Consider the following 23,335-nt stretch of genomic DNA (forward strand, 5'->3'; position numbering starts at 1 on the left):
GCCCCGCCGCCCGCCGCCTGGCGCCCGCTGCTGGACCCGGCGACCGGCCGGCGGGGCGGGTTGCGGCAGCGGGCGGCTGGTGGCGAGCGCCAGGGTCCAGGTCAGCGCCTCCACCTCCAGCCGGGGGATGGTGCGGCCGAACAGCGCGGCATAGGCGGTGTCGAAGCCGGCGCGGAGGGAGGCGGGGTCGAAGCCCTCGGCCGGAAGCGGCACGGCGATCTCGTGGCCCTGGCCGCGGTAGCGCATGAAGGCGGTGCGGGTCTCGACCAGCGTCTCGGCCGGGGCGCCGAGGCGGACGACGCCCTCGGCCTCGGCCCGCATGGCGGCGAAAAGCGCCTCCAGCAGCGCCGGATCGAAGCCGTCGAGCCGCATGTGGCGGGTGCGGACGACCTCATAGGCGATGGGGGCGCGGAGGAAGCCGTAGGCCGAGCCGACGCCGGCGCCGACCGGCACCACGACGCGGGCCATGCCGAGCTTCCGCGCCAGCCGCGCCGCATGCAGCGGCGCCGCGCCGCCGAAGGCGATCAGCGTGCGCTCGGCGGTATCCTTGCCGTTCTCCACGGCGTGGACGCGGGCGGCGCTGGCCATGGTCTCGTCCACGATCTCGGCGACGCCGGCCGCGGCCCCCGCGGCATCGCTGCCGAGGGCGGCGGCGATGCCGGCGAGTGCCCCCTCGGCCCGGTCGATGTGGAGCGGGATGGAGCCGCCGGCGAAGCGCGCGGGGTCGAGCCGGCCGAGCGCCGCATCGGCGTCGGTGACGGTGGGCTCGGTGCCGCCATTGCCGTAGCAGGCCGGGCCGGGGACGCTGCCGGCGCTGTCCGGGCCGACCTGGATGCGGCCCAGCGCGTCGAGCCGGGCGATGGAGCCGCCGCCGGCGCCGATCTCGACCAGCTCGATCACCGGGATGCGGACCGGGATGCCGCTGCCCTGGACGAAGCGATAGGCGCGCGCCACCTCGAACTGGCGGGAGCGCTGGAGCTCGAGGTCGTCGAGCAGGGTGAGCTTGGCGGTGGTGCCGCCCATGTCGAAGGCGACGCCGCGGGTGATGCCGCATTCGGCCGCGACCGCCTGGGCCAGGATGGCGCCGCCGGCCGGGCCGCTCTCGACCAGCCGCACGGGGAAGCGCCGGGCGGTCTCGACCGTGGTGACGCCGCCGGAGGACATCATCAGCAGCAGCGGGGCGGCGATCCCGGCGTCCCGCAGCCCGCTCTCCAGCCGGCCGATGTAGCCGGCCATCAGCGGCTGGACATAGGCATTGGCGATGGTGGTGGAGGCGCGCTCGTATTCGCGGATCTCGGGCGCCACCTCGCAGGAGAGGGAGACGGCGACGCCGGGCAGCTCCTCGGCGAGGATTTCGCCGGCGCGGCGCTCATGGGCTTCGTGGGTGAAGCTGTGCAGGAAGCAGACGGCGACCGCCTCGATGTTCGCGGCGCGGAAGTCGGCGGCGATGCCGCGCAGCGCCGCCTCGTCCAGCGGCAGCAGCACCGCGCCGTCGGCGGCGACGCGCTCCGGCACGCCGCGGCGCCAGGGGCGGGGCACCAGCGGCTCCGGCCGTTCCATGTGGATGTCGTATTGCTCGAAGCGGTGCTCCCAGGCGATCTCGATGGAATCGCGGAAGCCCTGCGTCGTCACCAGCGCGGTGCGGGCGCCCTTGCGCTCGATCAGCGCATTGGTCGCCAGCGTGGTGCCGTGGACGACCAGGCCGAGGTCACGCGGGGCACGCCCGGCCAGCGCCAGGATGCGCGCGGTGCCATCCAGCACCGCGGCCTCCGGCGCGGCCGGGGTGGTGAGCAGCTTGGTGGACCAGCTTCGCCCATCCTCCTCCAGCACCAGGTCGGTGAAGGTGCCGCCGATATCGACCGCCAGTCTGAGCATGTTCAATCGCTATCCACCCGGATGTTGCCGGCCCGCACGACGCGGCCCCAGGTCTCGGTATCCCGCCGCAGGAAGTCGCGGTAGGCGGCGATGGACAGGGTCGCCGGATGCAGCCCCGCCGCATCGAAGCGCGCCATGGTCGCCGGCTCCGCCATCACCTTCTGCACCGTCGCCGAGAGCAGGTCGAGCACCGGCGCCGGCGTGCCGGGCGGGGCGGCGAGGCCATACCAGTTCTCGGCGGCATAGCCCGGCACCGCCTCGGCCGCCGCCGGCGTCGCCGGCAGCAGCGGCCAGCGCTCCGGTGCCGTCACCGCCATGGCCCGGGCCTGGCCGCCGTTGATCAGGCTCAGCGTCGCCGGATCGCCGAAATAGGCGTCGACCACCCCGGCGGCGAGGTCGTTCAGGGCCGGCCCGGTACCGCGATAGGGCACGTGCACCATGGCGAGGCCGGACATCTGCCGGAACAGCTCCCCCGCCAGGTGCTGGCTGGTGCCGATCCCGCCCGAGGCCCAGCGGATCTCCCCGCTGCGGCCGAGCGCCATGAACTCCGCCAGGGTGCGGGCCGGCAGCCGATTGGCCACGGCGATGATGAAGGGCATCCGCACGAGGCGGGTGATATGGCCGAGGCCCATGGCATCATAGGGCAGCGGGCGGAGGTGCGGCCCGGCGGTGGTGGTGCCGGCGCCGGTCAGGCTCAGCACATGGCCATCGGGCTGGGCATGCGACATGGCCTCCACCCCGAGGATGCCGCCGGCGCCACCACGATTTTCGACCACCACCGTCTGGCCCAGCGCCTGGCCGAGCGGTTCCGCCAGCAGCCGCGCCGTCAGGTCCACGCCGCCGCCGGGCGGGAAGGGCACGATCAGCCGGATCGGCCGGGTGGGATAGGCCTGGGCCCCTGCCTGTCCCGCGAGGAGGCCGAGCCCCGCCGCCGGCAATGCCCGCCGCCGCAATCCACCCCGCATCCGCCCATCCCGATCCCGTCCGCGCCGAGGCTAGCACGCGGCCGCCGGCCGCCAAGGCCCCCGGCCGCCAGAACCCTCGCGCCGCCGGAACCCTCGCGCCACCAGAACCCTCGCGCCGCCGGGCCCGCCTGCCCAAGGGCTGGGCGCGGCTGACCCGGGCTTGTGCAGCGGCTGCCCCGCGGCACCGATTGCCGCCGCGCGGGCAGTGGACGGCCCTGGCGCGCGTGCCATGCTGCCGGCCGGGATCACCGGCACCATCGATTGGGGGAGAGGCTTCCGCATGATGAGACAATTGCTGCTCGGCGCCGCGGCGGCGCTCGGCCTTACGTGCCCGGCCATGGCGCAGATGCCGGCGAGCCTGCCCGCCGGGCCCAAGGTGAGCATCGTCGCCGTCACCCAGCCGCTGCCGACCCAGCCGCAGATGACCCGCGTCGACGTGCCCTACCTGCTGGAGCAGGTGGCGGCACGCAGCGGCGGGCGGATCGAGGTGCAGCTCTCCTCGCATGCCGAGCGCAACCTCAGCGGCACCGAGCTGGTGCGGCTGGTGCGCTCCGGTCAGGCGGATATCGGCGCCAGCACGCTGAGCACGCTCTCGGGCGACGTGCCGATCCTCGACGGCGTCGACCTCGCCGGCCTCGCGCCCGACATCGGCACCGCGAAGCGCATCGCCGAGGCCATGATGCCGGTGGTGAACCGCGACCTCGAGCGCTTCGGCGCCCGGCTGATGATCATCTATCCCTTCCCGGCGCAGGTGGTGTACTGCCGCGCGCCCTTCGCCAGCTTCGCCGACCTGCGCGGCCGCAAGATCCGCACCTTCGGCAACTCGCTGGTCGATTTCTTCGGGGCCTTCGGTGCCCAGCCGGTCTCGATCGGCTTCCCCGAGGTCTATTCGGCGCTGGAGCGCGGCGTGGTCGATTGCGCCATCACCGGCACCGGCAGCGGCGTTGCGGCGCGCTGGCCGGAGGTGACGACGCATATCTCCAACCTGCCGGTCTCCTGGGCGCTGGCGGGGTACATGGTGAATGTCGCCTGGTGGAACCGCCTGGACCCGGCGGTGCGCAGCTTCATGGAGGGCACTTTCCGCGAGATGAGCGACAAGCAGTGGGAGCTCGGCGATGCGGCGACGCGCGACGGGCTCGACTGCGCCATCGGCAATGCCGCGGCCTGCAGGATCCATACGTTGTCCACCCGGCCGATGACCGAGGTGCCGGCGACCCCGGCCGACCGCGCGGCGCTGCGCGAGATCCTGGAGAAGACGGTGCTGCCCGGCTTCGTCCGCCGCTGCGGCGCGCGCTGCGGAGAGGTGTTCAACCAGGTGATCGCGCCGATCGCCGGCGTGCGCGCCGGCGGGTGAGCGGGGCATTGCAGGCGGCGCGGAGCCTCCGCCAGCGGGTTGCCGCGGTCGCCGCCGTCATGGCCACTCTCGCCGGCTGGAACTACGTCGCCTGCGCCCTTTTCATCACCGCCGACATCATCGGCCGCAGCGTCTTCGGGGTCTCCTCCACCGCCACGGTGGAGGTCACCGGCTACATGCTGGCCGGCGGCATCGCCTGGGCGCTGGCGCATACCCTGGCGCGGCGGGCGCATATCCGCGTCGATGTCTGGGTCAACCGGCTGCCGCTGCGGCTGCGGGCCTGGCTGCACCTGCTGGCGCTGCTGCTGCTCGGCGGCTTCGCTGCCTTCTGCGCCTGGGCCGCCTGGGGGCTGGTGGATGAGAGCCTGCTGTTCGACGCGCATGACAACAGCGCGCTGCGGGTGCCGCTGGTGCTGCCGCAGGGGCTCTGGGCCTTCGGCATCATCGCCTTCTGCGGGATGATCGCGGTGCTGCTGCTGGAAGGTGCGCTTTCCCTGCTGGCCGGGCGGCCGGAGGAGCTGGACCGGTTGCTCGGCTCCCGCACCCTGGAGGACGAGACGGCGGAGGCGCTGGAAGCGGTCGAGATGGCGCGGAGCCCCGCGGCATGATCGCGGTTGTCTTCCTGCTGCTGCTGCTGGCGGGGGCGGTCTTCGCCGCGGCCAATGGCGGCCAGGCGGTGCCGGTGGTCGAGATATTGGCGCTGACCGGCGCCTTCCTCGTCTTCTTCGGCGCCGGCGTCTATATCGCCGCGGTGCTCGGGCTGCTCGGCGTGCTGATCGGGCTGACCTTCTCCGACCGGCCCTGGTGGGCCTTCGCCGGGCAGACGCTCTGGGGGCCGTCGTCGAACTTCGTGCTCGTCGCGGTGCCGCTGTTCCTGCTGATGGGGGAGATCCTGCTGCGGGCGGGGCTGTCCGACCGGCTGTACCGGGCGCTGAACGTCTGGCTGAACCGGCTGCCGGGCGGCCTGCTGCATACCAACATCGTCTCCTGCGCGGTCTTCTCCGCCATCTCCGGGTCTTCGGTCGCCACCGCGGCGACGATGGGATCCGTCGCGCTGCCCTATTTCAACAACAGCGCCTATAGCCAGCGGATGGTGCTGGGCTCGCTCGCCGCCGGCGGGGCGCTGGGCAACCTGATCCCGCCGGGGATCACCTTCATCATCTACGGGCTGATCACCGAGACCTCGGTCGGCGCGCTGTACATCGCGGCGCTGCTGCCGAGCATCCTGGTGACCGGGCTCTTCATCCTGGTGATCATGGCGCATGGGCTGCGGCATCCGCTGCCGAAGCCGGAGCGGCTGCCGCTGGTCCTGAAGCTGAAGGCGCTGGTCGACCTGGTGCCGACCCTGCTGCTGATGCTGCTGGTCCTCGGCTCGATCTATGCCGGCTTCGCCACCCCGACCGAGGCGGCGGCGCTCGGCGTCGTTGGCGCCGCCTTCTTCGCCGCGGTCGAGGGCAAGCTCAGCTTCCGCCTGCTGAATGCCAGCGCGGAGGCCACGGCGCGCAACACCGCGCTGCTCGGCCTGATCATCTTCGGCGCCTACCTGCTGAACTACCTGCTGACGGCGATCAACGTGCCGCAGGCCCTGGCCGGCTTCATCGGCGGGCTGCCGCTGCCGCCCTGGGCCATCATGGCCTGCATCCTGGCGCTCTACCTCGCGCTCGGCACCTTCATGGAGGGCTTCTCCATGATCATCACCACCGTGCCGGTGGTCTTCCCCGTCGTCACGGCGCTCGGCTACGATCCCATCTGGTTCGGGGTGATGGTGACCATGCTGGTCGAGATCGCCCAGATCAGCCCGCCGGATGGCACGGTGATGTACGTGCTGCAGGGCATGCGGCCCAAGCCAGGGCCGATCACGGATGTCTTCGCCGGGGTGATGCCCTTCCTCGGCGCCTATCTTTTCGCGGTGGTACTGATGATGATCTGGCCGGATATCGCATTGTGGCTGCCGCGGGTGATGCAATGACGGAGAAGCCCATCCGCATCGCCGTCGACATCGGCGGCACCTTCACCGACCTGCAGATCATGGATGCCCGCGACGGCGCGGTGCGCGCCTGGAAGACGCCGACGACGCCGGAGGACCCCTCCATCGGGTTGCTGCGCGGCGTCGGGGAGGCGGCCGGGCGCTTCGGCTTCGCGCTCGATCAGGTCGGGCTGCTGCTGCATGGCACCACCATCGCCACCAATGCGGTGCTCGAACGTAAACTCGCCCGCGGCGTGCTGCTGACGACGGCGGGCTTCGAGGATGTGCTGGAGATCACCCGGCATGTGCGGCGGGAGCTATATGCCGTCGACCCCGATCCGTTTCCCTGCCTGGTGGAGCGTGACCGCCGCCTCGGCGTGGCGGAGCGGATGCGGGCGGATGGCAGCGTCGAGACGGCGCTCGATGAGGCGGCGATGCCGGCGCTGCTGGAGCGGCTGGATGCTCTGGGGGCGGAGGCCGTCGCCGTCTGCCTGCTGCACAGCTACGTCAACCCGGCGCATGAGCAGCGGCTGAAGGCCCTGCTGAAGGCGGCGCGGCCGGGGCTGCCGGTCTCGCTCTCCTCCGAGGTCAGCCCGGAGATCCGGGAATACGAGCGGTCCAGCACCACGGTGCTGAACGCGCTGCTGGTGCCGGTGGTGAAGGCTTATCTGGACCGCCTGGAAGCACGGCTCGGCGAGGGTGGGTTCCGGCCGCTGGTCTTCCTGGTGCAGTCCAACGGCGGCGTGTGCAGCCTGCGGACGGCGGCGGAGCAGCCGGCGCGGCTGCTGCTCTCGGGGCCATCCGGCGGCGCCCTGGCCGCGGGGCGGATCGCGCAGTTGCTGGACCGGCCCAACCTCGTCGCGGTCGACATGGGCGGGACCAGCTTCGATGTCTCGGTCGTGCAGGGCGGCCGCGTCTCGGTCATCACCCAGGGCGAGATCGACCGGCTGCCGGTGCGCCTGCCCATGGTGGAGATGCGGACCATCGGCGCCGGCGGTGGGTCGATCGCCAGCGTCGACCATGGCGGGCGGCTGATGGTCGGGCCGCGCAGCGCCGGGGCCCGGCCCGGGCCGGTCGCCTATGGGCGCGGCGGGGTGGAGCCGACGGTGACGGATGCCAACCTGGCGCTCGGCCGGCTGGACCCCGACTACTTCCTCGGCGGGGCGATGAAGCTCGACATGCCGGCGACGCGGGCGGCGATCGCGGGCAAGGTCGGCGGGCCGCTGGGCCTCGGCGTCGAGCAGGCGGCGCAGGGCATGCTGACCGTCACCAACGCCAATCTCGGCGCCGCGGTGCGGCTCTCGCTCTTCGAGAAGGGGCTCGATCCGCGCGAATTCTCCATGCTCTCCTTCGGCGGGGCCGGCGGGTTGCATGCGACCGACGTGGCCGCCGAGATGGGCATCGCCGAGGTGATCTTCCCGCGTGAGCCGGGGACGCTCTCGGCCTACGGCATCCTCTACAGCGACCTGGTGCAGGATATCGCGCGGTCCCGTGTCATGCCGGCGGTGCCGGCAAGCCTGGCGGAAGTCGGCACGCTGCTGGCCGAGCTGCGCGCGACGGCGGATGCGCGGCTGGCCGCCGATGGCGTGGCGGCGGGGGCGCGGCAGATCGAGGTCGCGGTCGACATGCGCTACCACGGCCAGGCCTTCGAGCTGCTGGTGCCCTGGGGCGACGTGGCCACGCCGGACGCCGAGACGCTGGAGACCCTGCTCGGCCGCTTCCACGCGATGCACCAGCAGCGCTTCAGCTATTCCGACCCGCGCGAGGCGGTGGAGATCGTCACCCTCCGCGTCATCGCCACCGGCCTGCTGCCGAAGCCCGATGCGGCGGAGCCGATGCCGGCGGCGCGGCCGGCGCTGAAGGGCACCCGCCGGGTCTTCGAGGAGGGCGCCTGGCGCGACATCCCGGTCTGGGACCGGGAGGCGCTGCCGCCGGAGGATATCATCACCGGCCCCGCCATCGTCGAGGAGCCCTTCGCCACCCATTACATCAGCCGCGGCTGGACCGCCCGGCTGGGCGCCGCCGGCGCGCTGATCGCGAGGACCACGCCATGAGTTTGGGACCCATCGAGATCGAGGTCATCCGCAACGCGCTGACCGCCGCCGCCGCCGAGATGGACGTCACCGTCTGGCGCACCAGCCGCAGCACCATCGTGCGGGAGCTGCTGGACTACTCGACCGCCGTCTTCGATGCCGAGGGCAACAACCTCGCGCAATCCGCCCGCATCCCGAGCCACCTCAACAGCATGTCCCACTTCCTGCGGGAGCTGCTGGACAAGTGGGTGGATGTCGACGACTGGGGCCCGGATGACGTCGTCATCTCCAACGACCCCTATTGCGGCGGCCAGCACCTGCCGGACATCACCGCCTTCAAGCCGGTCTTCCACGAGGGGCGGCGGATCGCCTTCGTCGGCACCCTCTGCCACCACATCGACGTCGGCGGGCTGGTGGCCGGCAGCTATGCCGCCAAGGCGATCGAGATCTTCCAGGAGGGGTTGCGCATCCCCCCGGTGAAGCTGATCGAGAAGGGCGTCCGCAACGAGGGCGTCTGGGCGATGATCCGGCAGAACATCCGCAAGCCCGACCTGCTGCTGGGCGACCTGCAGAGCCAGATCGCGTCACTGGAGGTGGGTGCGGCGGCGCTGCGCCGGCTGGCGACGCGCTACGGTGCCGATGGCATGATCGAGGCGGGCGCCCGCATCCTCGACATGAGCGAGGCGGCGATGCGCGCGGCGATCGGGCGGATGCCGGATGGCACCTATGAGTTCACCGATTGGCTGGATGACGACGGGATCGACCTCGACAAGCCGATCAAGCTGCATGTCGCGGTCACCATCGCCGGCGATAGCATCAGCGTCGACATGTCCGGCTGCTCGCCGCAGGTGCAGGGCCCGACCAATGCGACGCTCGCCAGCAGCAATGCGGCGGTGATGTTCGCGGTGATGTGCGCCTGCGACGAGCCCTTCGCCGCCAATGCCGGCTGTTACCGGCCGATCTCCACCTTCGCGCCGGAAGGCTCCGTGGTGAATGCCCGGCATCCGGCGCCGGTGGTGCACCGGATCGCGGTGACGCACCGGCTGCTGAACGCCATGTTCGGCGCGCTGCACCAGGCGGTGCCGGACCGCATCCCCGCCGCCTACTACGGCAACAGCTATGTCTGCACCTTCCAGACCGTGGCCGCCGATGCCAAGCGGGAGGTCCTGGTCGAGATCGAAATCGGCGGCACCGGGGCGCATCCGAGGAAGGACGGCGTCAATGCGCTGTCGTCGGGCATGCACAACAACAGCAATATCCCGATCGAGATGATCGAGGCCCAGGCGCCGCTGACCATCACCCGCTACGAACTGCTGGCGGGCTCCGGCGGCGAGGGGATGCGGCGCGGCGGCCTCGGCCTGGCGCGGGAATGGCGGATCGACAGCCCGCGCTGCTTCTTCACTGCCAACATGGACCGCTTCGTCCATGCGCCCTACGGGCTGGCGGGCGGCGGTCCTGCCGCGGTGGGGCGGCTGGTGCTGGTCCGTGACGGCGCCGAAAGCCCGATGCCGCCGAAGTCGGACAACGTGCCGCTGCAGCAGGGCGACCGCATCCGGCTGGAGACCTCGGGCGGCGGCGGCTTCGGCGACCCGGCACGGCGGACGCCGGAAGCCGCCGCGCGCGACCGGCGGCTGGGCTACGTCTAGTCGGCCTGACGCAGGCCGGAGGCGCGGATCAGCGCCGCGTACTTCACCGTCTCGGCCTGGACATAGGCGGTGAAGTCGCGCCGGCCGAGGTAGCGGATGGGGTGGGAGGCGCGGGTCATGCCCTCCACCACCGAGGGTGTCCGCAGGGTGCGGCTGCAGACGCCGTCCAGCCGGTCCAGCGTCGCCTCCGGCGTGCCGGCGGGGGCAAACAGCCCGGTCCAGAGCGGGAAGACCAGGTCGTGGCCCTGCTCCCGCAGGGTGGGCGCATCGGGCGTATCCGGGCTGCGGCGCTCGGCGAAGACGGCGATGGCGTGCATGCCGTATTGCTGCACGAGGTTGGCTTCCGCCGTCAGCATCTGCACCGTGCCCTGCTGCATCGCCAGGATGCTGTCGCCGGAGCCGCGGAAGGGGATGTGGTTCATCTCGATCCCAAGCGCGCGGGTCAGCGCCGTCATCGCCAGATGGCCGAGCCCGCCGACGCCGCCGGAGGCATAGGGCACCTGGCCGGGGTTCGCCCGGGCGCGCGCCGCAATATCGGCGATGCTGCGGATGCCGCTGTCCTTCGGCGTCATCAGCGTCGCCGGCGCCTCGGCGATCAGGCAGACCGGGGCGAGCTGGCTGGCTTGGTAGGGCGCATTGGCGCGGAAGCTCGGCTGGATGGCGACGGCGGCCATCGAGGTCAGCAGCAGCGCCGTGCCATCCGGCCTGGAGCGGATCACCTCCGCCGTGCCGATGGTGCCGGTCGCGCCGCCGACGTTGCGGATGAGGAGCTGGCCGCCCAGCTCCTCCGCCATCACCGGCTGGATCAGGCGGCCGATGATGTCGGTGCCGCCGCCGGCGGGCCAGGGGATGACGAGCTGGATCTGGGCCCTGGCCGCCGGCATGCAGGCCAGCAGCAGCCCGGCCGCAATGGCGAGCACCAGCGCTGGCGCGCGGGCGGCCAGCCGCGGCATTCTCCGCTTCATGACGTTTCCTCTCCCACGGCCCCGCGTGTTGCCGCGGGTACCATGGGGGAGGCTAGCGAATGGCCGCGCCCGGCCGCAACGATTACCCGACCAGGCGGCGGACGTAGCGGCGGGAGGTGCGGAACATCGGCCGTACCCGCTCGGTCCAGGGGGTGCTGCGGGCGGTGATCCATCCCGGGGTCTCGTTCACCTCCGGCCGCTCGAAGCGGTAGGCGGCCAGCAGGTTCGGCGCGCCGCCGTCGAGCCGGCGGTAGCGGGTGCCACCGATGCAGCCGGGGCAGGAGGTGAGCATCGGCAGGTGCTCCTTCTCGTACCATTCGTAGATCGCCGGCAGGTCGGCCTCGGCGATGTCGAGCTCGACGGTATAGAGGAAGGGCGCCGGGCGGCTGACGTCGCCGAGCGAGGCGATGAAGGCATAGGGGATGCCATCCGTCGCATCGGCCGGCGGCTTCTCGAGCCAGTGCCAGGTATCCCCGGCGTCCTCGATGTTCTGGTACTTCGCCCCGGCGCCACGCCCGGGCTGGATCAGCAGATCGGCCATTCTGTTTCCTCCGTTCTCGCGGCAGTATCGCCACCGCAGCGCAGACCACAAGCGCGGGAGAGAAATTCCATGGCCCGAATCCCCTATGCCGATCCGGCGGCGCCCGAGCATGCGGAGGCGGCGGCGCATATCGTCGCCAGCCGCAAGAAGCTCGGCCACCTGCACCGGATGCTGCTGCATAGCCCGCCGGTGGCGATGGGCTGGATCGAGATGTACGACGCGGTGCGCTGGAAGACCGCGCTCTCCGGCAAGCTGCGGGAGATGGCGATGTGCCAGGTCGCGGCGATCAACGGCGCCGACTACGAATGGGCCGCGCATGCGCCGATCGCCCTGCAGGAAGGCGCGACCCAGGCGCAGCTTGATGCGCTACCGGACTGGTCCGCCTCGGATGCCTTCGATGCGACGGAGCGCGCGGCGCTGGCGCTCTGCGATGCGATGACCAAGCATGTGCATGTGCCGGAGGAGGTCTTCGCCGCCGCCCGCGCGGTGCTGCCGGAGCGCGAGCTGGTCGAGCTGGTGGTGACCATCGCCGGCTACAATTGCGTCTCCCGCGTGCTGGAGGCGCTGGGGATCAACGGCGCCGACAAGCTGGCGTGAGCGCCCCCCGCCGATGCCCGGCAGCACAGAGGAAGGATAAGCCATGTCACGCGTAGCGGTTATCGGCGCCGGCACCATGGGCCATGCCCTGGCCCTGGTCTTCGCCCTCGGCGGCCATCAGGTGCGGCTGACCGACAGCAACGAGGCGACGCTCGGCCGCGCCCAGGGGCTGATGGAGAAGGCCCTCGCCACGCTGGTCGCGGGCGGCGAGGCGCCGGCCGACTGGACCTCGGCGCATCTCGCGCAATCCGTGACACGCCATGCCGCGCTGGCCGAGGCGGTGGACGGGGCGGAGCTGATCGTCGAGGCGATCATCGAGACGTCGGAGGCCAAGCGTGCGCTGTTTGAGCAGCTCGATGCCCTGGCCCCGCCGGATGCGGTGATCGCCAGCAACACCAGCCACCTCGACGTCTTCCCGCTGATCCCGGAAGCGCGACAGGCCAAGGCGCTGATCGCCCATTGGTACACGCCGCCCTACCTGGTCGACCTGGTCGATGTCATCCCCGGCCCGCACTGCGAGCCGGCCGCCTTCGAGGGGGTGATGGGCATGCTGCGGGCCATGGGCAAGCAGCCGCTGGGCCTGAAGAAATTCGTCCCCGGCTATGTCGCCAACCGCATCCAGGCGGCGATCGGGCTCGAGGTGCAGTCGCTGCTGGACCAGGGGGTGGCGACGGCGCCCGAGATCGATGCCGCCATCATCCACGGGCTGGCGCTGCGGCTGCCGATCCTCGGCGTCTTCGCCAAGGCGGATTTCACCGGGCTGGCGCTGTCGCAGTCCATCCTCTCGAACAAGAGCTACGCGCCGCCGCCGGTGCGCGGCCGCAGCGACGTGCTGGACAAGTTGGTGGCGGAAGGCCGCACCGGCGTGCTGGCCGGCGCCGGCTACTACGACTGGCCGCAGGAGCCCGCGGCGCTCTTCGAGGCGCGCGACCGCCGGCTGATCGCGCTGAAGCAGGCGATGCGGGAGATCGGCACCATGGCCGGGCTGGAGCGCGCGGAATGATCCGCTACGACCTCGGCGGCAAGACCGCCCTCGTCACCGGCGGCGCCTCCGGCATCGGCCTGGCGCTGGTGACGCAACTCGCGCGCAATGGCGCCAGGGTGGCGATCAACCACCTGGCCGACGACCCGCGCGGTCCGGAGCAGGTGGCGAAGCTCTGCGGCGAGGGCTTCGACGTCATCGGCGCCCCCGGCAACGTCGGCGATGCCGAGGATTGCGTGCGCATGGTGGAGCAGGCCGTCGCCGACCTCGGCCGGCTCGACTTCCTGGCCAACAACGCCGGCACGCCGGGCAGCCGCAGCGCCATCCCGAGCCAGGACCTCCACCGCATCACCGAGGAGCTGTGGGAGACGCTGCTGCAGGTGAACCTGATCGGCGTCTTCCGCTGCACCAAGGCGGCCGCCGGGGCGCTGAAGGCATCGGGCGGCGCGGTGGTGAATACCGCCTCCATTGCCGGGCTGAATTCGCCGGGGTCCTCGATGGCCTATGGCGCGACCAAGGCGGGGGTGATCAGCCTGACCAAGAACCTGGCCCGGGCGCTCTCGCCCGAGGTGCGGGTGAATGCGGTGGCGCCGGGGGCGGTGGACAGCGCCTGGATGATCGAATGGACCAACGAGCAGCGGGCGAGCAGCATCGACAAGGCGCTGCTGCGGCGGCGCTGCACGCCGGACGACCTGGCGGAGGTGATGCTCTTCCTGCTGGCGGGGGCGGCGATGGTGACGGGGCAGACGGTGACCGTCGACGGCGGGCTGACGCTCAGCGGCTAGGCAGCACTACCACGGTGCCGCGCTTGCTGCCGGATTCGACGGCCTCATGCGCGGCGGCGGTCTCGGCCAGGGGGAAGGTCGCGGCGATGCGGTGCAGCCGCGGGGCCTGCCGCAGCCAGCGGGTGATGTCCATCATCGCCTGCCGCCGCGCCGCAGGCGGGGCGCTGTTCAGCACCACGCCGCGGAGGTTGACGTTCTTCCGCATCAAGGTGCCGGAGACGGGGATGGAGGGGGAGGGGCCGCCGCGGCTGGCATAGCCGATGACGCTGCCGTTCAGCGCGACGACCTCGGACCAGAGCGCGACATTGCCGGCGACATCCACCTCGACGATGCGGTCGATGCCGCCGCTCGCGGCCAGGATGCGCGCGGCGCAATCCGGGGCGCGGTAGTCGAAGACCGCCTCGGCCCCGGCCGCCGCGGCATCCTCGGATTTCCAGCCGCCGCTGGCCGTCGCGCCGACCCAGGCCGCGCCGCCCCAGCGCGCTAGCTGCACCGCGTAATTGCCGACCGCGCCGCCGCCGCCGGAGACCAGCACCCGCAGCCCGGCCAGCGGCCCATCGGCGAAGAGGCAGCGATGCGCCGTCATCGCGGGGATGCCGAGGCAGGCGCCGACCTCGTCGGAGATGCCCTCCGGCAGGTCGGCGACATATTCGACCGGGACGCAGGTGGTCTCGGCCGCGGTGCCGAAGGGGCGGCCGCGCTGGGCGTTGTAGAGCCAGACGCGACGGCCGAGCAGCGCCGCATCGACACCCTCGCCCAGCGCCTCGACCACGCCGGCGCCGTCGCTGTTCGGGATGATCAGCGGCCATTCGTTGGCGTAGCTGGTGCCGGCGCGGCGATAGGTATCGGCGGGATTGACGCCGGAGGCGGCGAGGCGGACACGGACCTCGCCCGCCGCCGGCTCCGGCAGCGGGCGTTCGCCGAATTGCAGCACCTCGCGGGCGGGGCCGGTGCGGTCGTACCAGACGGCCCGCATCAGGCGAGCGCTACCACGCATTCGATCTCCAGCAGGAAATCGGGCACCGGCAGCGCCGCGACCACGCAGGTGGTCCGCGCCGGCAGATGCGCCGCGGGGAAGGCCGCGGCATAGAGCCGGTTCATCTCCCGCACGTCGCCCGCCCGCGTCAGCAGCACGTTGGTCTTCACCACCTGGGTGATATCGGCCCCCGCCTCCGCCAGGATGGCGTGGAGGGACTTGATCACCTCGGCGAATTGGGCGGCGAAGTCGCCGGCAGCCAGCGTCCCGTCCGGCGCGAAGGGGCCGATGCCCGAGACGTAGAGCGTCGCTCCATGCCGCACCGCGACCGAGAGCGGCGGGAAGGGGCGGCCATCCTTCGGCGGGGCGAAGCGCTGGATATCCGGCATCAGGCGCTGCAGCGCACGAGCTTGCCGGGCAGGGCGCCGGTCGCCTCGCCATGGCGGTAGGTGACCTGGCCGGCGACGATGGTCGCGTCGTAGCCGCGGGCCCGCTGCATCAGGCGGCGGCCGCCGGCCGGCAGGTCGTACAGCATCCCCGGCCGGTCCAGCGCCAGCGCCTCGTAGTCGATGACATTGATGTCGGCGCGCATCCCAGGCTTCAAGGTGCCGCGGTCCGGCAGGCCGGCGGCATGGGCGGTGTCGCTGGTCTGGCGACGGATCAGCTCCTCCACCGGCAGGCCGCGCTGCTTGCCCCAGTAGCTCAGCAGGAAGGTCGGGAAGCTGCCGTCGGAGATGAAGCCGACATGGGCGCCGCCATCGGAGAGGCCGACGATGGTGTTGCGGTGCCGCAGCAGCTCGGCCGAGGCATCCAGGGTGAAGTCGGCGTAGTTGGTCAGCGGGCAAAACAGGAAGCCCTGGCCGTCGTTGGCCAGCAGCATGTCGTAGGCGACCTCCTCCGGGCTGCGGCCCTCGCGTGCGGCGGCGGCGGCGACGCTGGTCTCGCGGTGCGGCGCGTAGTCCGGCGGATCGCCGAAGGGGAACATCCGCTCGAAGGACAGCCGGGTGATCAGCGGGAAGTTGCTGCCGGAGATCCGGTCGTCGGCGAGGATGGCCGCCTTCGTCGCCGGGTCGCGCATCGCCGCCACCCGCTCCGGCACCGGCAGATGCGCGATCGCCTTGTAGCTCGGCGCGCCGCTGAAGGGGTTCTGGCTGCCGAGCAGGCCCATCAGGATGCCGATCGGCCGCGGCGGGAAGACCGGGCGGATGCGCAGCCCATCGGCGGCGGCCTGGTTCGACAGCGCCAGCAGCTCCTTCCAGACCTCGGTCCGATCGTGCCGCGCGGTGAGGGAGAAGACCATCGGCCGGCCGCAGGCCTCGGCGACGCGGCGCAGCATGGCGAATTCGGTGGCGGCATCGGGCAGGTTGAAGTCGGAGACGACCTCGAGGAAGCCGGCGCCGACCTCCTTCAGCCCCAGGGCGATGCCGGTCAGCTCATCCTCCTGCGCCCGCAGGGTCGGCGTGGAATCGCCCTTCAGGGTCTTGTGGCTGATGGTGCGGCTGGTGGAGAAGCCGAAGGCGCCGGCCTGCACCGCCTCGGCGACGATCTGCCGCATGGCGGCGATGTCGCCCTGGTTGGCCGGTTCCAGGTTCAGCGCCCGCTCGCCCATGACATAGACCCGGACGGCGGCATGCGGGACCAGGGCGCAGATGTCGATGTCGCGCGGCTTGCCGTCCAGCGCCGCCATGTATTCGGAGAAGCTTTCCCAGGTGAAGTTCAGCCCCTGGGAGAGGACGGGGGCGGGGATGTCCTCGACGCCCTCCATCAGCTCGATCAGCTTCATCTCCTCCCCGGGGTGGACCGGGGCGAAGCCGACGCCGCAATTGCCCATCACCGCCGTGGTGACGCCATGGATGGCGGAGGGGGCGAGGTGGCTGTCCCAGATCGCCTGGCCATCGTAATGGGTATGGATATCGACGAAGCCGGGGGTGACCAGACGGCCGGTGGCGTCGATCTCCTCGCGGCCTGGGGGCAGGCCGGGGCCGATGGCGCTGATCAGCCCGGCGGTGATTGCGAGGTCGGCGGGGTAGGGGGCGGCACCGGTGCCGTCGACGATGGTGCCGCCACGAATGACCAGATCGGCTGCCATGGAGCGCGCTTCCTTCCGTTCCCGTGAATTCTTGGAAGCGAGCCTAGGCCCAACTGCGGCCGGGAGGAAACCCTGGTCGGGATTTCCCCTCAGTCGGGCATCGCCGCCGCCTCGTAGCCGACCGCGACCGGGGCGCTGGGCTTGAGGGCCAGCGTCGTGCGGAGCTGCGCCAGCATGGCCTGCGCCGCCTCGCCCAGCTCCGCCTCCGGCCCGGCCACCGCCTCGACCGCGGCCAGGGCCTGGCGCCGCTCGGCGGCCTTGGGCAGCAGCTTCGGCAGGGCGGCCAGCGCCTCGTCCTGGGCCATGCTGGCGATGACGGTCTGCTCCCGGATCAATGCCTGCCGCGCCGCCGGGGTCATCGCCGCGAAGGGCGCCTCGGTGGTGAGCAGGGCATTGGAGCGGGCGAGGCGGGACCGCCGCACCCCGCCGCGGGCGCGGGCCAGCAGGATCATCATGCGGATGACCGCCTCGGCATAGCCGCCCTCGGCGATGCGGCCGAGGGCGGCGCGGACCTCGGGACCCTCCACCGCGGGAGGGGCCGGCGGGGCCTCCTCCGCCGTGTCGCCGCCGGCGACGCCCATGGTGCCCATCGCGCCATAGACCGCGTGGAAGGCATATTCGGTCCAGCCGTCCCGCATGTCCCGGTAGAGGTCGAAGCTCTTCTCGATTCCCTGCGCCCAGAGCCTTTCCCAGGCGAGGAAGGGATTGGTCGGCGCCGCCGGGCGGCGGTTGGCGCGGGCCGCCTCGGCCAGGGCCGGGATCGGCGCCATGGCAGGATTCTTGTCGCTCACCAGGGTACGGCGCAGCCGCATCGGGTTCATCTGCCGGCGCGCCTCCGCGGTCTCCTCGGTCGCCATGCGGCGGACCACCGGCGAGACGAAGAGGTCGTAGACCGACTGGTTCAGCGCCGAGATCCGGGCGACGGCGGGGAAGGCCTCGTTCTTCGCCTCACCGGAGCGAGCGCGGATATCGGCCATGGTCCGCTCCTTGAGCTCGACCTGCCATTCCTTGCGGCCGCCCTCGGTCGTGATCAGCATCTCGTAGAGGCCGGGCGCCACGCTATCGATGAGTTGGAGGGTCTCGGCGATCTCGGTATGCTCCTTCAGCGCCACGGCGCCGGAGACGAAGATGCCGAGATGCCCGATGTCCTCGTGCATCAGGTAGACGATGGTCTGGCCGAGGGTCTTGATTTCCCGCTCGTCGCGGTAGACGTCGGCGATCCAGCGCAGCGCCTGGCCGGGCGGGGTGATGTTGTCCCCGGCCGAGGCGAAGACGATCACCGGGCTGCGGACCGAGCGCATGTTGAAGGTGGCGCCGGCGCCGGAGCTGATCTCGCCGCGGGCGAATTTGTCGCCGATGAACAGGTTCTCGACGATCCAGCGGATCTCGTCGCGGTTCATCAGGAAGTAGCCGCCCCACCACTTCTCGAATTCGAGGAAGCGCGGCGTCTCCTTCTCCACGTTGGCAAACAGGTTGTAGTACTTCTTGAACCAGGTATTGGCCGGCGACAGGCTCTCGAAATTGGCGACGAGGTTGGCGCCGTCGAACTTGCCGTTGCCGAGGTCGGCCATCAGCGCCGCCGGCCAGGACCCGCCGGCGAGGCCGCCGAGGTAGCGCATCGGGTTGCGGCCGCGCTCGCCGGCCCAGTAGGACAGCGGCGCGCCGTTCAGCACGATGGCGCCGGTGAGCTCGGGCTGCGAGGCGCCGAGCATCATCACCGCCCAGCCGCCCTGGCAATTGCCGATGACGACCGATTTCGGCGCCTCGGGGTGCAGCTCGTGGATGCGCTCGAGGAAGAGGCCCTCGGCGCGGGTGATGTCGAGGATGGTCTGGCCCGGCTCCGGGTCGCGGAAGAAGATGACGAAGTAGACCGGGTGGCCGCGGCGCAGCGCCACGCCGACCTGGCTGTCGGACTTGAACCCGCCGATGCCGGCGCCGTGGCCGGCGCGCGGGTCGATGATGACGAAGGGGCGCAGCTTGGGGTCGAGCGGCGCGGCGCCTTCGGGGTGGCGGATGCGGACGAGCGCGTAATTGCAGGGCCGCGGCAGGGTGCGGCCATCGACCACCATGTCATAGTCGAAGAACAGCACCGGCGGGCAGCCGGCCGCTTCATGCTCGACGAAGATATTGCCGGCTTGGCGCATGGCATCGAGGAAGAGGATGCCGCGTTGCGTCGCATCCACCGCATAGGCGGCGGCATCCTGCAGCAGCGTCAGGGGATTGTCCGGCAGCGGCGGCGTGGCCGGGAGGGCCGCCGCGGGGGCGAGAATGGCGGCTTGGCGGCCGGCGACATCGGCAAGTGTGCGGGCTTGGTCGATGACGCGGGACATGGTTTCGGCGCCACGGGCAAGCAGCTCGCGGCCCGGGGGAGGGGCGACCACGGTCATTTGGCGTATCCTTGGTTTGCCCTGGATGCTGCACTGCACCATCCGGATTGTCCAGTGGAATGCCGGCGATGGCGAATTTGCGATGGCCGCATCGAATCTTTGGGCCTAGCCTCGCCCGCTGGGGAGAACAGTGCCGTGGCGCAAGCCGAGAAGCGAAGCGTGGCCCTGCCGCCTGACCAGGTGCGCTACATCGACGCTCTGGTGGCCTCGGGAGCCTATGAATCCAGCAACGCCGTGGTTCTCGCCGCCTTGCGTGCCTTCCAGGCGCGGGAGGATGCGATGGCGCGCTGGGTGAAGCTGCAGGTCGTGCCGGTCCTGGGTGCCCTGCAGCCGAACCGGGACTGGGCGGTGCCGGAGGAGGAACTCGTCTCCGCGGTGCGGCGGCAGCAGGCGGTCTGGGCGCCCGAGGCGGCCGAGGAACGCCAGGACTAGCCCGAGGCCCGCGGCTTGACCGCACCGGGGCCGGCGGCCAGCCTCCCGGCGGAGGAGACCGCCATGCCCATCACCACACGCCGGGCCGCGCTTGCGGCCGTGGCAGGCGCCGCCGCAGGGCCGGCGCTCGCCCAGCAAGCATCCTTTCCCAGCCGTCCGGTCCGCATCATCGCCCCCTTCACCCCGGGCGGCGGCACCGATACCACCGCGCGGGTGCTGGCGCCGGCGATGGGGGAATTCCTCGGCCAGACCGTGCTGGTGGAGAACCGGCCGGGGGCGGCGGGCTCGCTCGGCGCCGGGGCGGTGGCCGACAGCGCGCCGGATGGCCATACCCTGCTGGTCGATGCGCTGAACCACGTGGTGAACCCCTTCCTGCTGCAGGGGCTGCGCTTCGACTACGCGACGGCCTTCGCCCCAGTCAGCCTGCTGACGGTGCTGCCGCAGATCTTCGTGGTGCCGCCAAACCTGCCGGTCTCGACCATGGCGGAATTCGTCGATTGGGCGCGGGCCCGGCCGGGGCGGCTGGCCTTCGGCTCCTCCGGCAATGCCGGCGGGGCGCATCTCGGCGGCACGTTGTTCCTGCGGGAGACCGGGCTCGACATCAGCCACGTGCCCTATCGCGGCGGCTCCGCGGTGCTGCCGGACCTGATCGCGGGCAATGTCGTCTTCGCCTTCGCTACGGTGAATTCGGCGACCCAGCTCATCCTCGACGGAAGGCTGAAGGCGCTGGCCGTGGCCTCGGCGCAGCGGGTCGCCTCCCTGCCGGCGGTGCCGACCATGGCGGAGGCGGGCTATCCCGCGGTGGTGCTGGATGAATGGAATCTGCTGTGTGCCCCGGCCGGGACCCCGGCGGCGGTGCTGGGGCGCATCCATGCCGCCGTGCGCCATGCGCTGGTCCAGCCGATGGTGCGCGACCGCTTTGCCGCGATCGGCGCCACCACCGTCGGCAGCCCGCCGGAGGAGGCGGTGCGCTATGTCGCGGCCCAGCGGGAAAGGCTGGGCCGGCTGGTGGCGGATGCCGCCATCAGCATCGAATGAGCGACGAGGACGACGACGAGGCGGAAGGCCCGCCCGGCCTGCCGCCGGGGACCCCCTTCTACATGACCCCGCCCGGCCATGCGGCGCTGGTGGCCGAGCTGCAGCGGCTCTGGTCGGAGGAGCGGCCGAAGGTGGTCGAGGTGGTCTCCTGGGCGGCCGGCCTCGGCGACCGCTCGGAGAATGCCGACTACCAGTATGGCAAGCGCCGGCTGCGCGAGATCGACCGCCGCGTCCGCTTCCTCCGGAAGCGGCTCGAACGGGTGCAGGTGGTCGACCCCGCCCGGCAGACCCGGCGCGACAAGGTCTTCTTCGGCGCGACCGTGACCTATGCGCGGGAGGATGACCGGGAGGTGACCATCACCATCGTCGGCGTGGACGAGGCCGATAGCGGCGCCGGCCGCATCTCCTGGGTCTCGCCGGTGGCGCGGGCGCTGCTGGGGGCGGGGATCGGCGACCTGGTGCGGGTCAGGACGCCGCAGGGGATGGAAAGCCTGGAGGTCGTGGCGATCCGCTATCCGCCTGCTTGAGCCGAAACGACCGGAGGCACCATGCGTTGGCGCTGTTCCCATCCGGACAGCATCGCCCATGACGGTTCAGGTCGAACGACCCAATCCCCCCGGCTTCCCCGCCCATGGCGCCCCCGCCCTGCCTGCGGTGACCCTGGATGCGCTGAATGCGGAGCTGCGGACCCCGGAGGGATTCCTCGGCGACCAGGCCAGCAGCGGCGCCTTCCGGGAGATCCTCGATACCTGGCGGAAGACCCTGAAGAAGGTGGACGACGACCCCTTCGGCACCACCCCGACCAACGAGATCGGCCGGCACCAGCTCGACAAGCTGCTGGCGGAGGGCGATTCGGAGATCGCCGGGCTGGTGCATGGGGTGGTGGAGGAATTCGCCCAGGGGCTGACCACCGTGATCCGCCGGCTGCTGAAGACCAAGGGCTGGCAGGATACCCAGCGCATCGTCGTCGGCGGCGGGATGCGCGGCAGCCGCGTCGGCGAGCTGGCCATCGGCCGGGCCGGCATGCTGCTGAAGGGCGAGGACATCGCCATCGAGCTGGTGCCGATCCGCCACGACCCGGACGAGGCCGGGCTGATCGGTGCGACGCAGCTGGCGCCGCCCTGGATCTTCCTCGGCCATGACGCGCTGCTGGCGGTCGATATCGGCGGCTCCAATATCCGGGTCGGGCTGGTGCGGCCGCATCTGAAGAAGGCGGCGGACCTTTCGGAGGCCTGCCTCTGGGAGACCGAGATCTGGCGCCACCGCGACGACAAGCCGAAGCGCGAGGAAGCGATCGACCGGCTCTGCGACATGCTGCAGGACCTGGTGCGCAAGGCGGAGAAGCGCGGGCTGGCGCTGGCGCCCTTCATCGGCGTCGGCTGCCCGGGGCAGATCGAGCCGGACGGCAGCATCGCCAAGGGCGGGCAGAACCTGCCGGGGAATTGGGAAAGCAGCCGGTTCAACCTGCCGGAGCGGCTGCTGGAGGCGCTGCCGCGGATCGGCGGGCATGAGACCATCGTCGTCATGCACAACGACGCGGTGGTGCAGGGGCTGAGCCAGGTGCCCTGGATGGGCGACGTGGAGCGCTGGGGCGTGCTGACCATCGGCACCGGCCTGGGCAATGCCCGCTTCACCAACCGGCCGCGCAAGGCGAAGAAGGATTAGCGCCGGGTTGCCAGCCCGGCCCGCCGGGTCGATCCTCGGCGGCCGGATGCCTATGGGACAAGCAACGCGATGCATGATGTGTTGAGCCGGACGCCGGAAGCGCCCCCGGAAGCGCCCCCGGAAGCGCCCGAAGCCTTGCTGGCGCGGATCGATGGCGCGGCCCGGCGGATCGGCACCGCCTGCGGCGAGGGCGAGATGGCCTGGCGGGTCTGGGGGGCTGGCCTTCCGCTGGTGTTGCTGCATGGCGGCAGCGGCTCCTGGCGCCACTGGGCGCGGAACATCGAGGCCCTGGCGCGGGACAGGCTGGTGATCTGCCCCGACCTGCCCGGCCTCGGCGAAAGCGCCATGCCGCCGCCGGCCGAAAGCCCGGCCCCGGTCGCCGCCGTGGTGCGGGAGGGGCTGGCGGCGGTGCTGGCCCAGGTGGCCGCACCCGGCGCCGCCTATGACCTTTGCGGCTTCTCCTTCGGCGCGCTGCTCTCGGGCCATATCGCCGCCCAGGCGGGGCCGGAGCTGCGCAGCGTGACCCTGGTCGGCGCCGGGGCGCTCGGCCTGCCGCGGCAGATCACGCCGCTGGTCAAGGTCCGCAGCGAGGTGGGCGAGGCGCGGATCGCGGCGCATCGGCACAACCTCGCCAGCCTGATGTTCGCCGACCCGGCGCGGATCGACCCGCTGGCCCTGGCGATCCAGGAGGTAAACAGCGTCGCCGCCCGCTTCCGCAGCCGCGGCTTCGCCAGCACCACCAGCCTGAAGGATGCGATCGCCCGGACCCGCGCGCCGGTGGCGCTGCTCTACGGCGAGCGCGACGCGATCGCCTGGCCGGAAATCCCCTCCCGCTTCGCCGCCCTGCGGGAGGTGCAGCCGGAGGCCTGGACCGGGGTGATCCCCGGCGCCGGGCATTGGGTCGCCTATGAGGCGGCGGCGAGCTTCAACGCCATGCTGCTGGACATGCTGGCGCGCCGCCTCGGCTAGGCCCTGGACCGTGATCCGCGCTGACGGCAGCGCGGATCACGGCCTGGCCCATTGTCGTATCGCGCGATGC

21 protein-coding genes are annotated in these 23,335 nt (G+C 71.7%); 13 read left to right on the plus strand and 8 right to left on the minus strand.

Translation table 11 applies throughout. The features are described 5' to 3' along the window. Nucleotides 1-1,875 (minus strand): hydantoinase/oxoprolinase family protein (locus tag AC0IW9_RS23875; RefSeq protein ID WP_471650870.1); only part of this gene is annotated, 1,875 nt, incomplete at its 3' end. 2 nt (nt 1,876-1,877) lie between these two features. Next, a complete protein-coding gene (locus AC0IW9_RS23880) occupies nt 1,878-2,840 on the minus strand; it encodes a Bug family tripartite tricarboxylate transporter substrate binding protein (protein ID WP_471650813.1) in 963 nt (320 codons plus the stop codon). A 280-nt stretch (nt 2,841-3,120) separates the two neighbouring features. Between AC0IW9_RS23880 and AC0IW9_RS23885 the strand changes: the two genes are divergently transcribed. Genes AC0IW9_RS23885 through AC0IW9_RS23905 form a run of 5 tightly spaced genes read left to right on the plus strand, consistent with a single transcriptional unit; the run spans nt 3,121 to nt 9,839 of the window. Continuing rightward, a complete protein-coding gene (locus AC0IW9_RS23885; RefSeq protein ID WP_471650814.1) occupies nt 3,121-4,194 on the plus strand; it encodes a TRAP transporter substrate-binding protein in 1,074 nt (357 codons plus the stop codon). Next, the gene (locus AC0IW9_RS23890; protein ID WP_471650815.1) at nt 4,191-4,802 is read left to right on the plus strand and encodes a TRAP transporter small permease subunit; all 612 of its coding nucleotides are present in this window, start codon (nt 4,191-4,193) and stop codon (nt 4,800-4,802) included. The genes AC0IW9_RS23885 and AC0IW9_RS23890 overlap by 4 nt, the downstream gene beginning before the upstream one ends. Then, complete coding sequence (locus tag AC0IW9_RS23895) at nt 4,799-6,163, plus strand: TRAP transporter large permease (protein ID WP_471650816.1); 1,365 nt, start codon at nt 4,799-4,801, stop codon at nt 6,161-6,163. The genes AC0IW9_RS23890 and AC0IW9_RS23895 overlap by 4 nt, the downstream gene beginning before the upstream one ends. After that, the gene (locus AC0IW9_RS23900; RefSeq protein WP_471650817.1) at nt 6,160-8,214 is read left to right on the plus strand and encodes a hydantoinase/oxoprolinase family protein; all 2,055 of its coding nucleotides are present in this window, start codon (nt 6,160-6,162) and stop codon (nt 8,212-8,214) included. Before AC0IW9_RS23895 ends, AC0IW9_RS23900 begins: the two co-directional genes overlap by 4 nt. Then, nucleotides 8,211-9,839, plus strand: coding sequence for a hydantoinase B/oxoprolinase family protein (locus AC0IW9_RS23905; RefSeq protein WP_471650818.1), 1,629 nt, complete (start codon nt 8,211-8,213; stop codon nt 9,837-9,839). Before AC0IW9_RS23900 ends, AC0IW9_RS23905 begins: the two co-directional genes overlap by 4 nt. On the opposite strand, the gene AC0IW9_RS23910 is transcribed toward AC0IW9_RS23905, so the two are convergent. Both AC0IW9_RS23910 and AC0IW9_RS23915 read right to left on the minus strand, forming a co-directional pair. Then, nucleotides 9,836-10,804, minus strand: coding sequence for a Bug family tripartite tricarboxylate transporter substrate binding protein (locus AC0IW9_RS23910; protein WP_471650819.1), 969 nt, complete (start codon nt 10,802-10,804; stop codon nt 9,836-9,838). The two genes, AC0IW9_RS23905 and AC0IW9_RS23910, sit on opposite strands and share 4 nt — an antisense overlap. An 82-nt stretch (nt 10,805-10,886) precedes the next feature. Continuing rightward, nucleotides 10,887-11,345, minus strand: a complete 459-nt coding sequence (locus AC0IW9_RS23915; protein ID WP_471650820.1) for a hypothetical protein — start codon at nt 11,343-11,345, stop codon at nt 10,887-10,889. A 69-nt stretch (nt 11,346-11,414) separates the two neighbouring features. Between AC0IW9_RS23915 and AC0IW9_RS23920 the strand changes: the two genes are divergently transcribed. From AC0IW9_RS23920 to AC0IW9_RS23930, 3 genes are read left to right on the plus strand one after another with little or no spacing between them, the layout of a single operon-like run. Continuing rightward, nucleotides 11,415-11,942 (plus strand): carboxymuconolactone decarboxylase family protein, encoded by a 528-nt coding sequence (locus AC0IW9_RS23920; RefSeq protein WP_471650821.1) that lies wholly within the window; start codon nt 11,415-11,417, stop codon nt 11,940-11,942. Nucleotides 11,943-11,985: 43 nt separating this feature from the next. Beyond that, nucleotides 11,986-12,945, plus strand: a complete 960-nt coding sequence (locus AC0IW9_RS23925; RefSeq protein ID WP_471650822.1) for a 3-hydroxyacyl-CoA dehydrogenase family protein — start codon at nt 11,986-11,988, stop codon at nt 12,943-12,945. Further along, nucleotides 12,942-13,709: an SDR family NAD(P)-dependent oxidoreductase gene (locus tag AC0IW9_RS23930; protein ID WP_471650823.1), complete on the plus strand. Its 768-nt coding sequence runs from the start codon at nt 12,942-12,944 to the stop codon at nt 13,707-13,709. Before AC0IW9_RS23925 ends, AC0IW9_RS23930 begins: the two co-directional genes overlap by 4 nt. Here the strand turns inward: AC0IW9_RS23930 and AC0IW9_RS23935 are convergent. The 4 genes from AC0IW9_RS23935 to AC0IW9_RS23950 form a co-directional block, all read right to left on the minus strand. Next, complete coding sequence (locus tag AC0IW9_RS23935; RefSeq protein WP_471650824.1) at nt 13,699-14,706, minus strand: NADPH:quinone reductase; 1,008 nt, start codon at nt 14,704-14,706, stop codon at nt 13,699-13,701. The genes AC0IW9_RS23930 and AC0IW9_RS23935 overlap by 11 nt on opposite strands. Beyond that, the gene (locus AC0IW9_RS23940; protein WP_471650825.1) at nt 14,685-15,074 is read right to left on the minus strand and encodes a RidA family protein; all 390 of its coding nucleotides are present in this window, start codon (nt 15,072-15,074) and stop codon (nt 14,685-14,687) included. The genes AC0IW9_RS23935 and AC0IW9_RS23940 overlap by 22 nt, the downstream gene beginning before the upstream one ends. Beyond that, on the minus strand, nt 15,074-16,774 hold the full coding sequence (locus AC0IW9_RS23945; RefSeq protein ID WP_471650826.1) for an N-acyl-D-amino-acid deacylase family protein: 1,701 nt from the start codon (nt 16,772-16,774) through the stop codon (nt 15,074-15,076). Before AC0IW9_RS23945 ends, AC0IW9_RS23940 begins: the two co-directional genes overlap by 1 nt. 89 nt (nt 16,775-16,863) lie before the next feature. Then, nucleotides 16,864-19,161, minus strand: coding sequence for a DUF3141 domain-containing protein (locus AC0IW9_RS23950; RefSeq protein WP_471650827.1), 2,298 nt, complete (start codon nt 19,159-19,161; stop codon nt 16,864-16,866). Nucleotides 19,162-19,296: 135 nt separating this feature from the next. Between AC0IW9_RS23950 and AC0IW9_RS23955 the strand changes: the two genes are divergently transcribed. From AC0IW9_RS23955 to AC0IW9_RS23975, 5 genes are all read left to right on the plus strand, one after another. Continuing rightward, on the plus strand, nt 19,297-19,593 hold the full coding sequence (locus AC0IW9_RS23955) for a ribbon-helix-helix domain-containing protein (RefSeq protein ID WP_471650828.1): 297 nt from the start codon (nt 19,297-19,299) through the stop codon (nt 19,591-19,593). 63 nt (nt 19,594-19,656) lie between these two features. After that, nucleotides 19,657-20,631, plus strand: coding sequence for a tripartite tricarboxylate transporter substrate-binding protein (locus AC0IW9_RS23960; RefSeq protein ID WP_471650829.1), 975 nt, complete (start codon nt 19,657-19,659; stop codon nt 20,629-20,631). After that, complete coding sequence (greB, locus tag AC0IW9_RS23965) at nt 20,628-21,158, plus strand: transcription elongation factor GreB (protein ID WP_471650830.1); 531 nt, start codon at nt 20,628-20,630, stop codon at nt 21,156-21,158. Before AC0IW9_RS23960 ends, greB begins: the two co-directional genes overlap by 4 nt. A gap of 58 nt (nt 21,159-21,216) precedes the next feature. Continuing rightward, nucleotides 21,217-22,296, plus strand: coding sequence for a hypothetical protein (locus tag AC0IW9_RS23970; RefSeq protein WP_471650831.1), 1,080 nt, complete (start codon nt 21,217-21,219; stop codon nt 22,294-22,296). 69 nt (nt 22,297-22,365) lie between these two features. Further along, nucleotides 22,366-23,265 (plus strand): alpha/beta fold hydrolase, encoded by a 900-nt coding sequence (locus tag AC0IW9_RS23975; RefSeq protein ID WP_471650832.1) that lies wholly within the window; start codon nt 22,366-22,368, stop codon nt 23,263-23,265. Nucleotides 23,266-23,335: the final 70 nt, after the last annotated feature.

It is taken from the genome of Belnapia sp. AC561 (assembly GCF_979252845.1).

What these genes read in the sequence shown, in the direction of transcription:
- AC0IW9_RS23885 (WP_471650814.1), top strand. Translation starts at nt 3,121, where the DNA reads ATGATGAGACAATTGCTGCTCGGCGCCGCGGCGGCGCTCGGCCTTACG.
- AC0IW9_RS23960 (WP_471650829.1), top strand. Translation starts at nt 19,657, where the DNA reads ATGCCCATCACCACACGCCGGGCCGCGCTTGCGGCCGTGGCAGGCGCC.
- AC0IW9_RS23925 (WP_471650822.1), top strand. Translation starts at nt 11,986, where the DNA reads ATGTCACGCGTAGCGGTTATCGGCGCCGGCACCATGGGCCATGCCCTG.
- AC0IW9_RS23950 (WP_471650827.1), bottom strand. Translation starts at nt 19,161, where the DNA reads ATGACCGTGGTCGCCCCTCCCCCGGGCCGCGAGCTGCTTGCCCGTGGC.
- AC0IW9_RS23975 (WP_471650832.1), top strand. Translation starts at nt 22,366, where the DNA reads ATGCATGATGTGTTGAGCCGGACGCCGGAAGCGCCCCCGGAAGCGCCC.
- greB (WP_471650830.1), top strand. Translation starts at nt 20,628, where the DNA reads ATGAGCGACGAGGACGACGACGAGGCGGAAGGCCCGCCCGGCCTGCCG.
- AC0IW9_RS23915 (WP_471650820.1), bottom strand. Translation starts at nt 11,345, where the DNA reads ATGGCCGATCTGCTGATCCAGCCCGGGCGTGGCGCCGGGGCGAAGTAC.
- AC0IW9_RS23900 (WP_471650817.1), top strand. Translation starts at nt 6,160, where the DNA reads ATGACGGAGAAGCCCATCCGCATCGCCGTCGACATCGGCGGCACCTTC.
- AC0IW9_RS23930 (WP_471650823.1), top strand. Translation starts at nt 12,942, where the DNA reads ATGATCCGCTACGACCTCGGCGGCAAGACCGCCCTCGTCACCGGCGGC.
- AC0IW9_RS23880 (WP_471650813.1), bottom strand. Translation starts at nt 2,840, where the DNA reads ATGCGGGGTGGATTGCGGCGGCGGGCATTGCCGGCGGCGGGGCTCGGC.
- AC0IW9_RS23905 (WP_471650818.1), top strand. Translation starts at nt 8,211, where the DNA reads ATGAGTTTGGGACCCATCGAGATCGAGGTCATCCGCAACGCGCTGACC.
- AC0IW9_RS23910 (WP_471650819.1), bottom strand. Translation starts at nt 10,804, where the DNA reads ATGAAGCGGAGAATGCCGCGGCTGGCCGCCCGCGCGCCAGCGCTGGTG.
- AC0IW9_RS23920 (WP_471650821.1), top strand. Translation starts at nt 11,415, where the DNA reads ATGGCCCGAATCCCCTATGCCGATCCGGCGGCGCCCGAGCATGCGGAG.
- AC0IW9_RS23935 (WP_471650824.1), bottom strand. Translation starts at nt 14,706, where the DNA reads ATGCGTGGTAGCGCTCGCCTGATGCGGGCCGTCTGGTACGACCGCACC.
- AC0IW9_RS23895 (WP_471650816.1), top strand. Translation starts at nt 4,799, where the DNA reads ATGATCGCGGTTGTCTTCCTGCTGCTGCTGCTGGCGGGGGCGGTCTTC.
- AC0IW9_RS23945 (WP_471650826.1), bottom strand. Translation starts at nt 16,774, where the DNA reads ATGGCAGCCGATCTGGTCATTCGTGGCGGCACCATCGTCGACGGCACC.
- AC0IW9_RS23940 (WP_471650825.1), bottom strand. Translation starts at nt 15,074, where the DNA reads ATGCCGGATATCCAGCGCTTCGCCCCGCCGAAGGATGGCCGCCCCTTC.
- AC0IW9_RS23970 (WP_471650831.1), top strand. Translation starts at nt 21,217, where the DNA reads ATGACGGTTCAGGTCGAACGACCCAATCCCCCCGGCTTCCCCGCCCAT.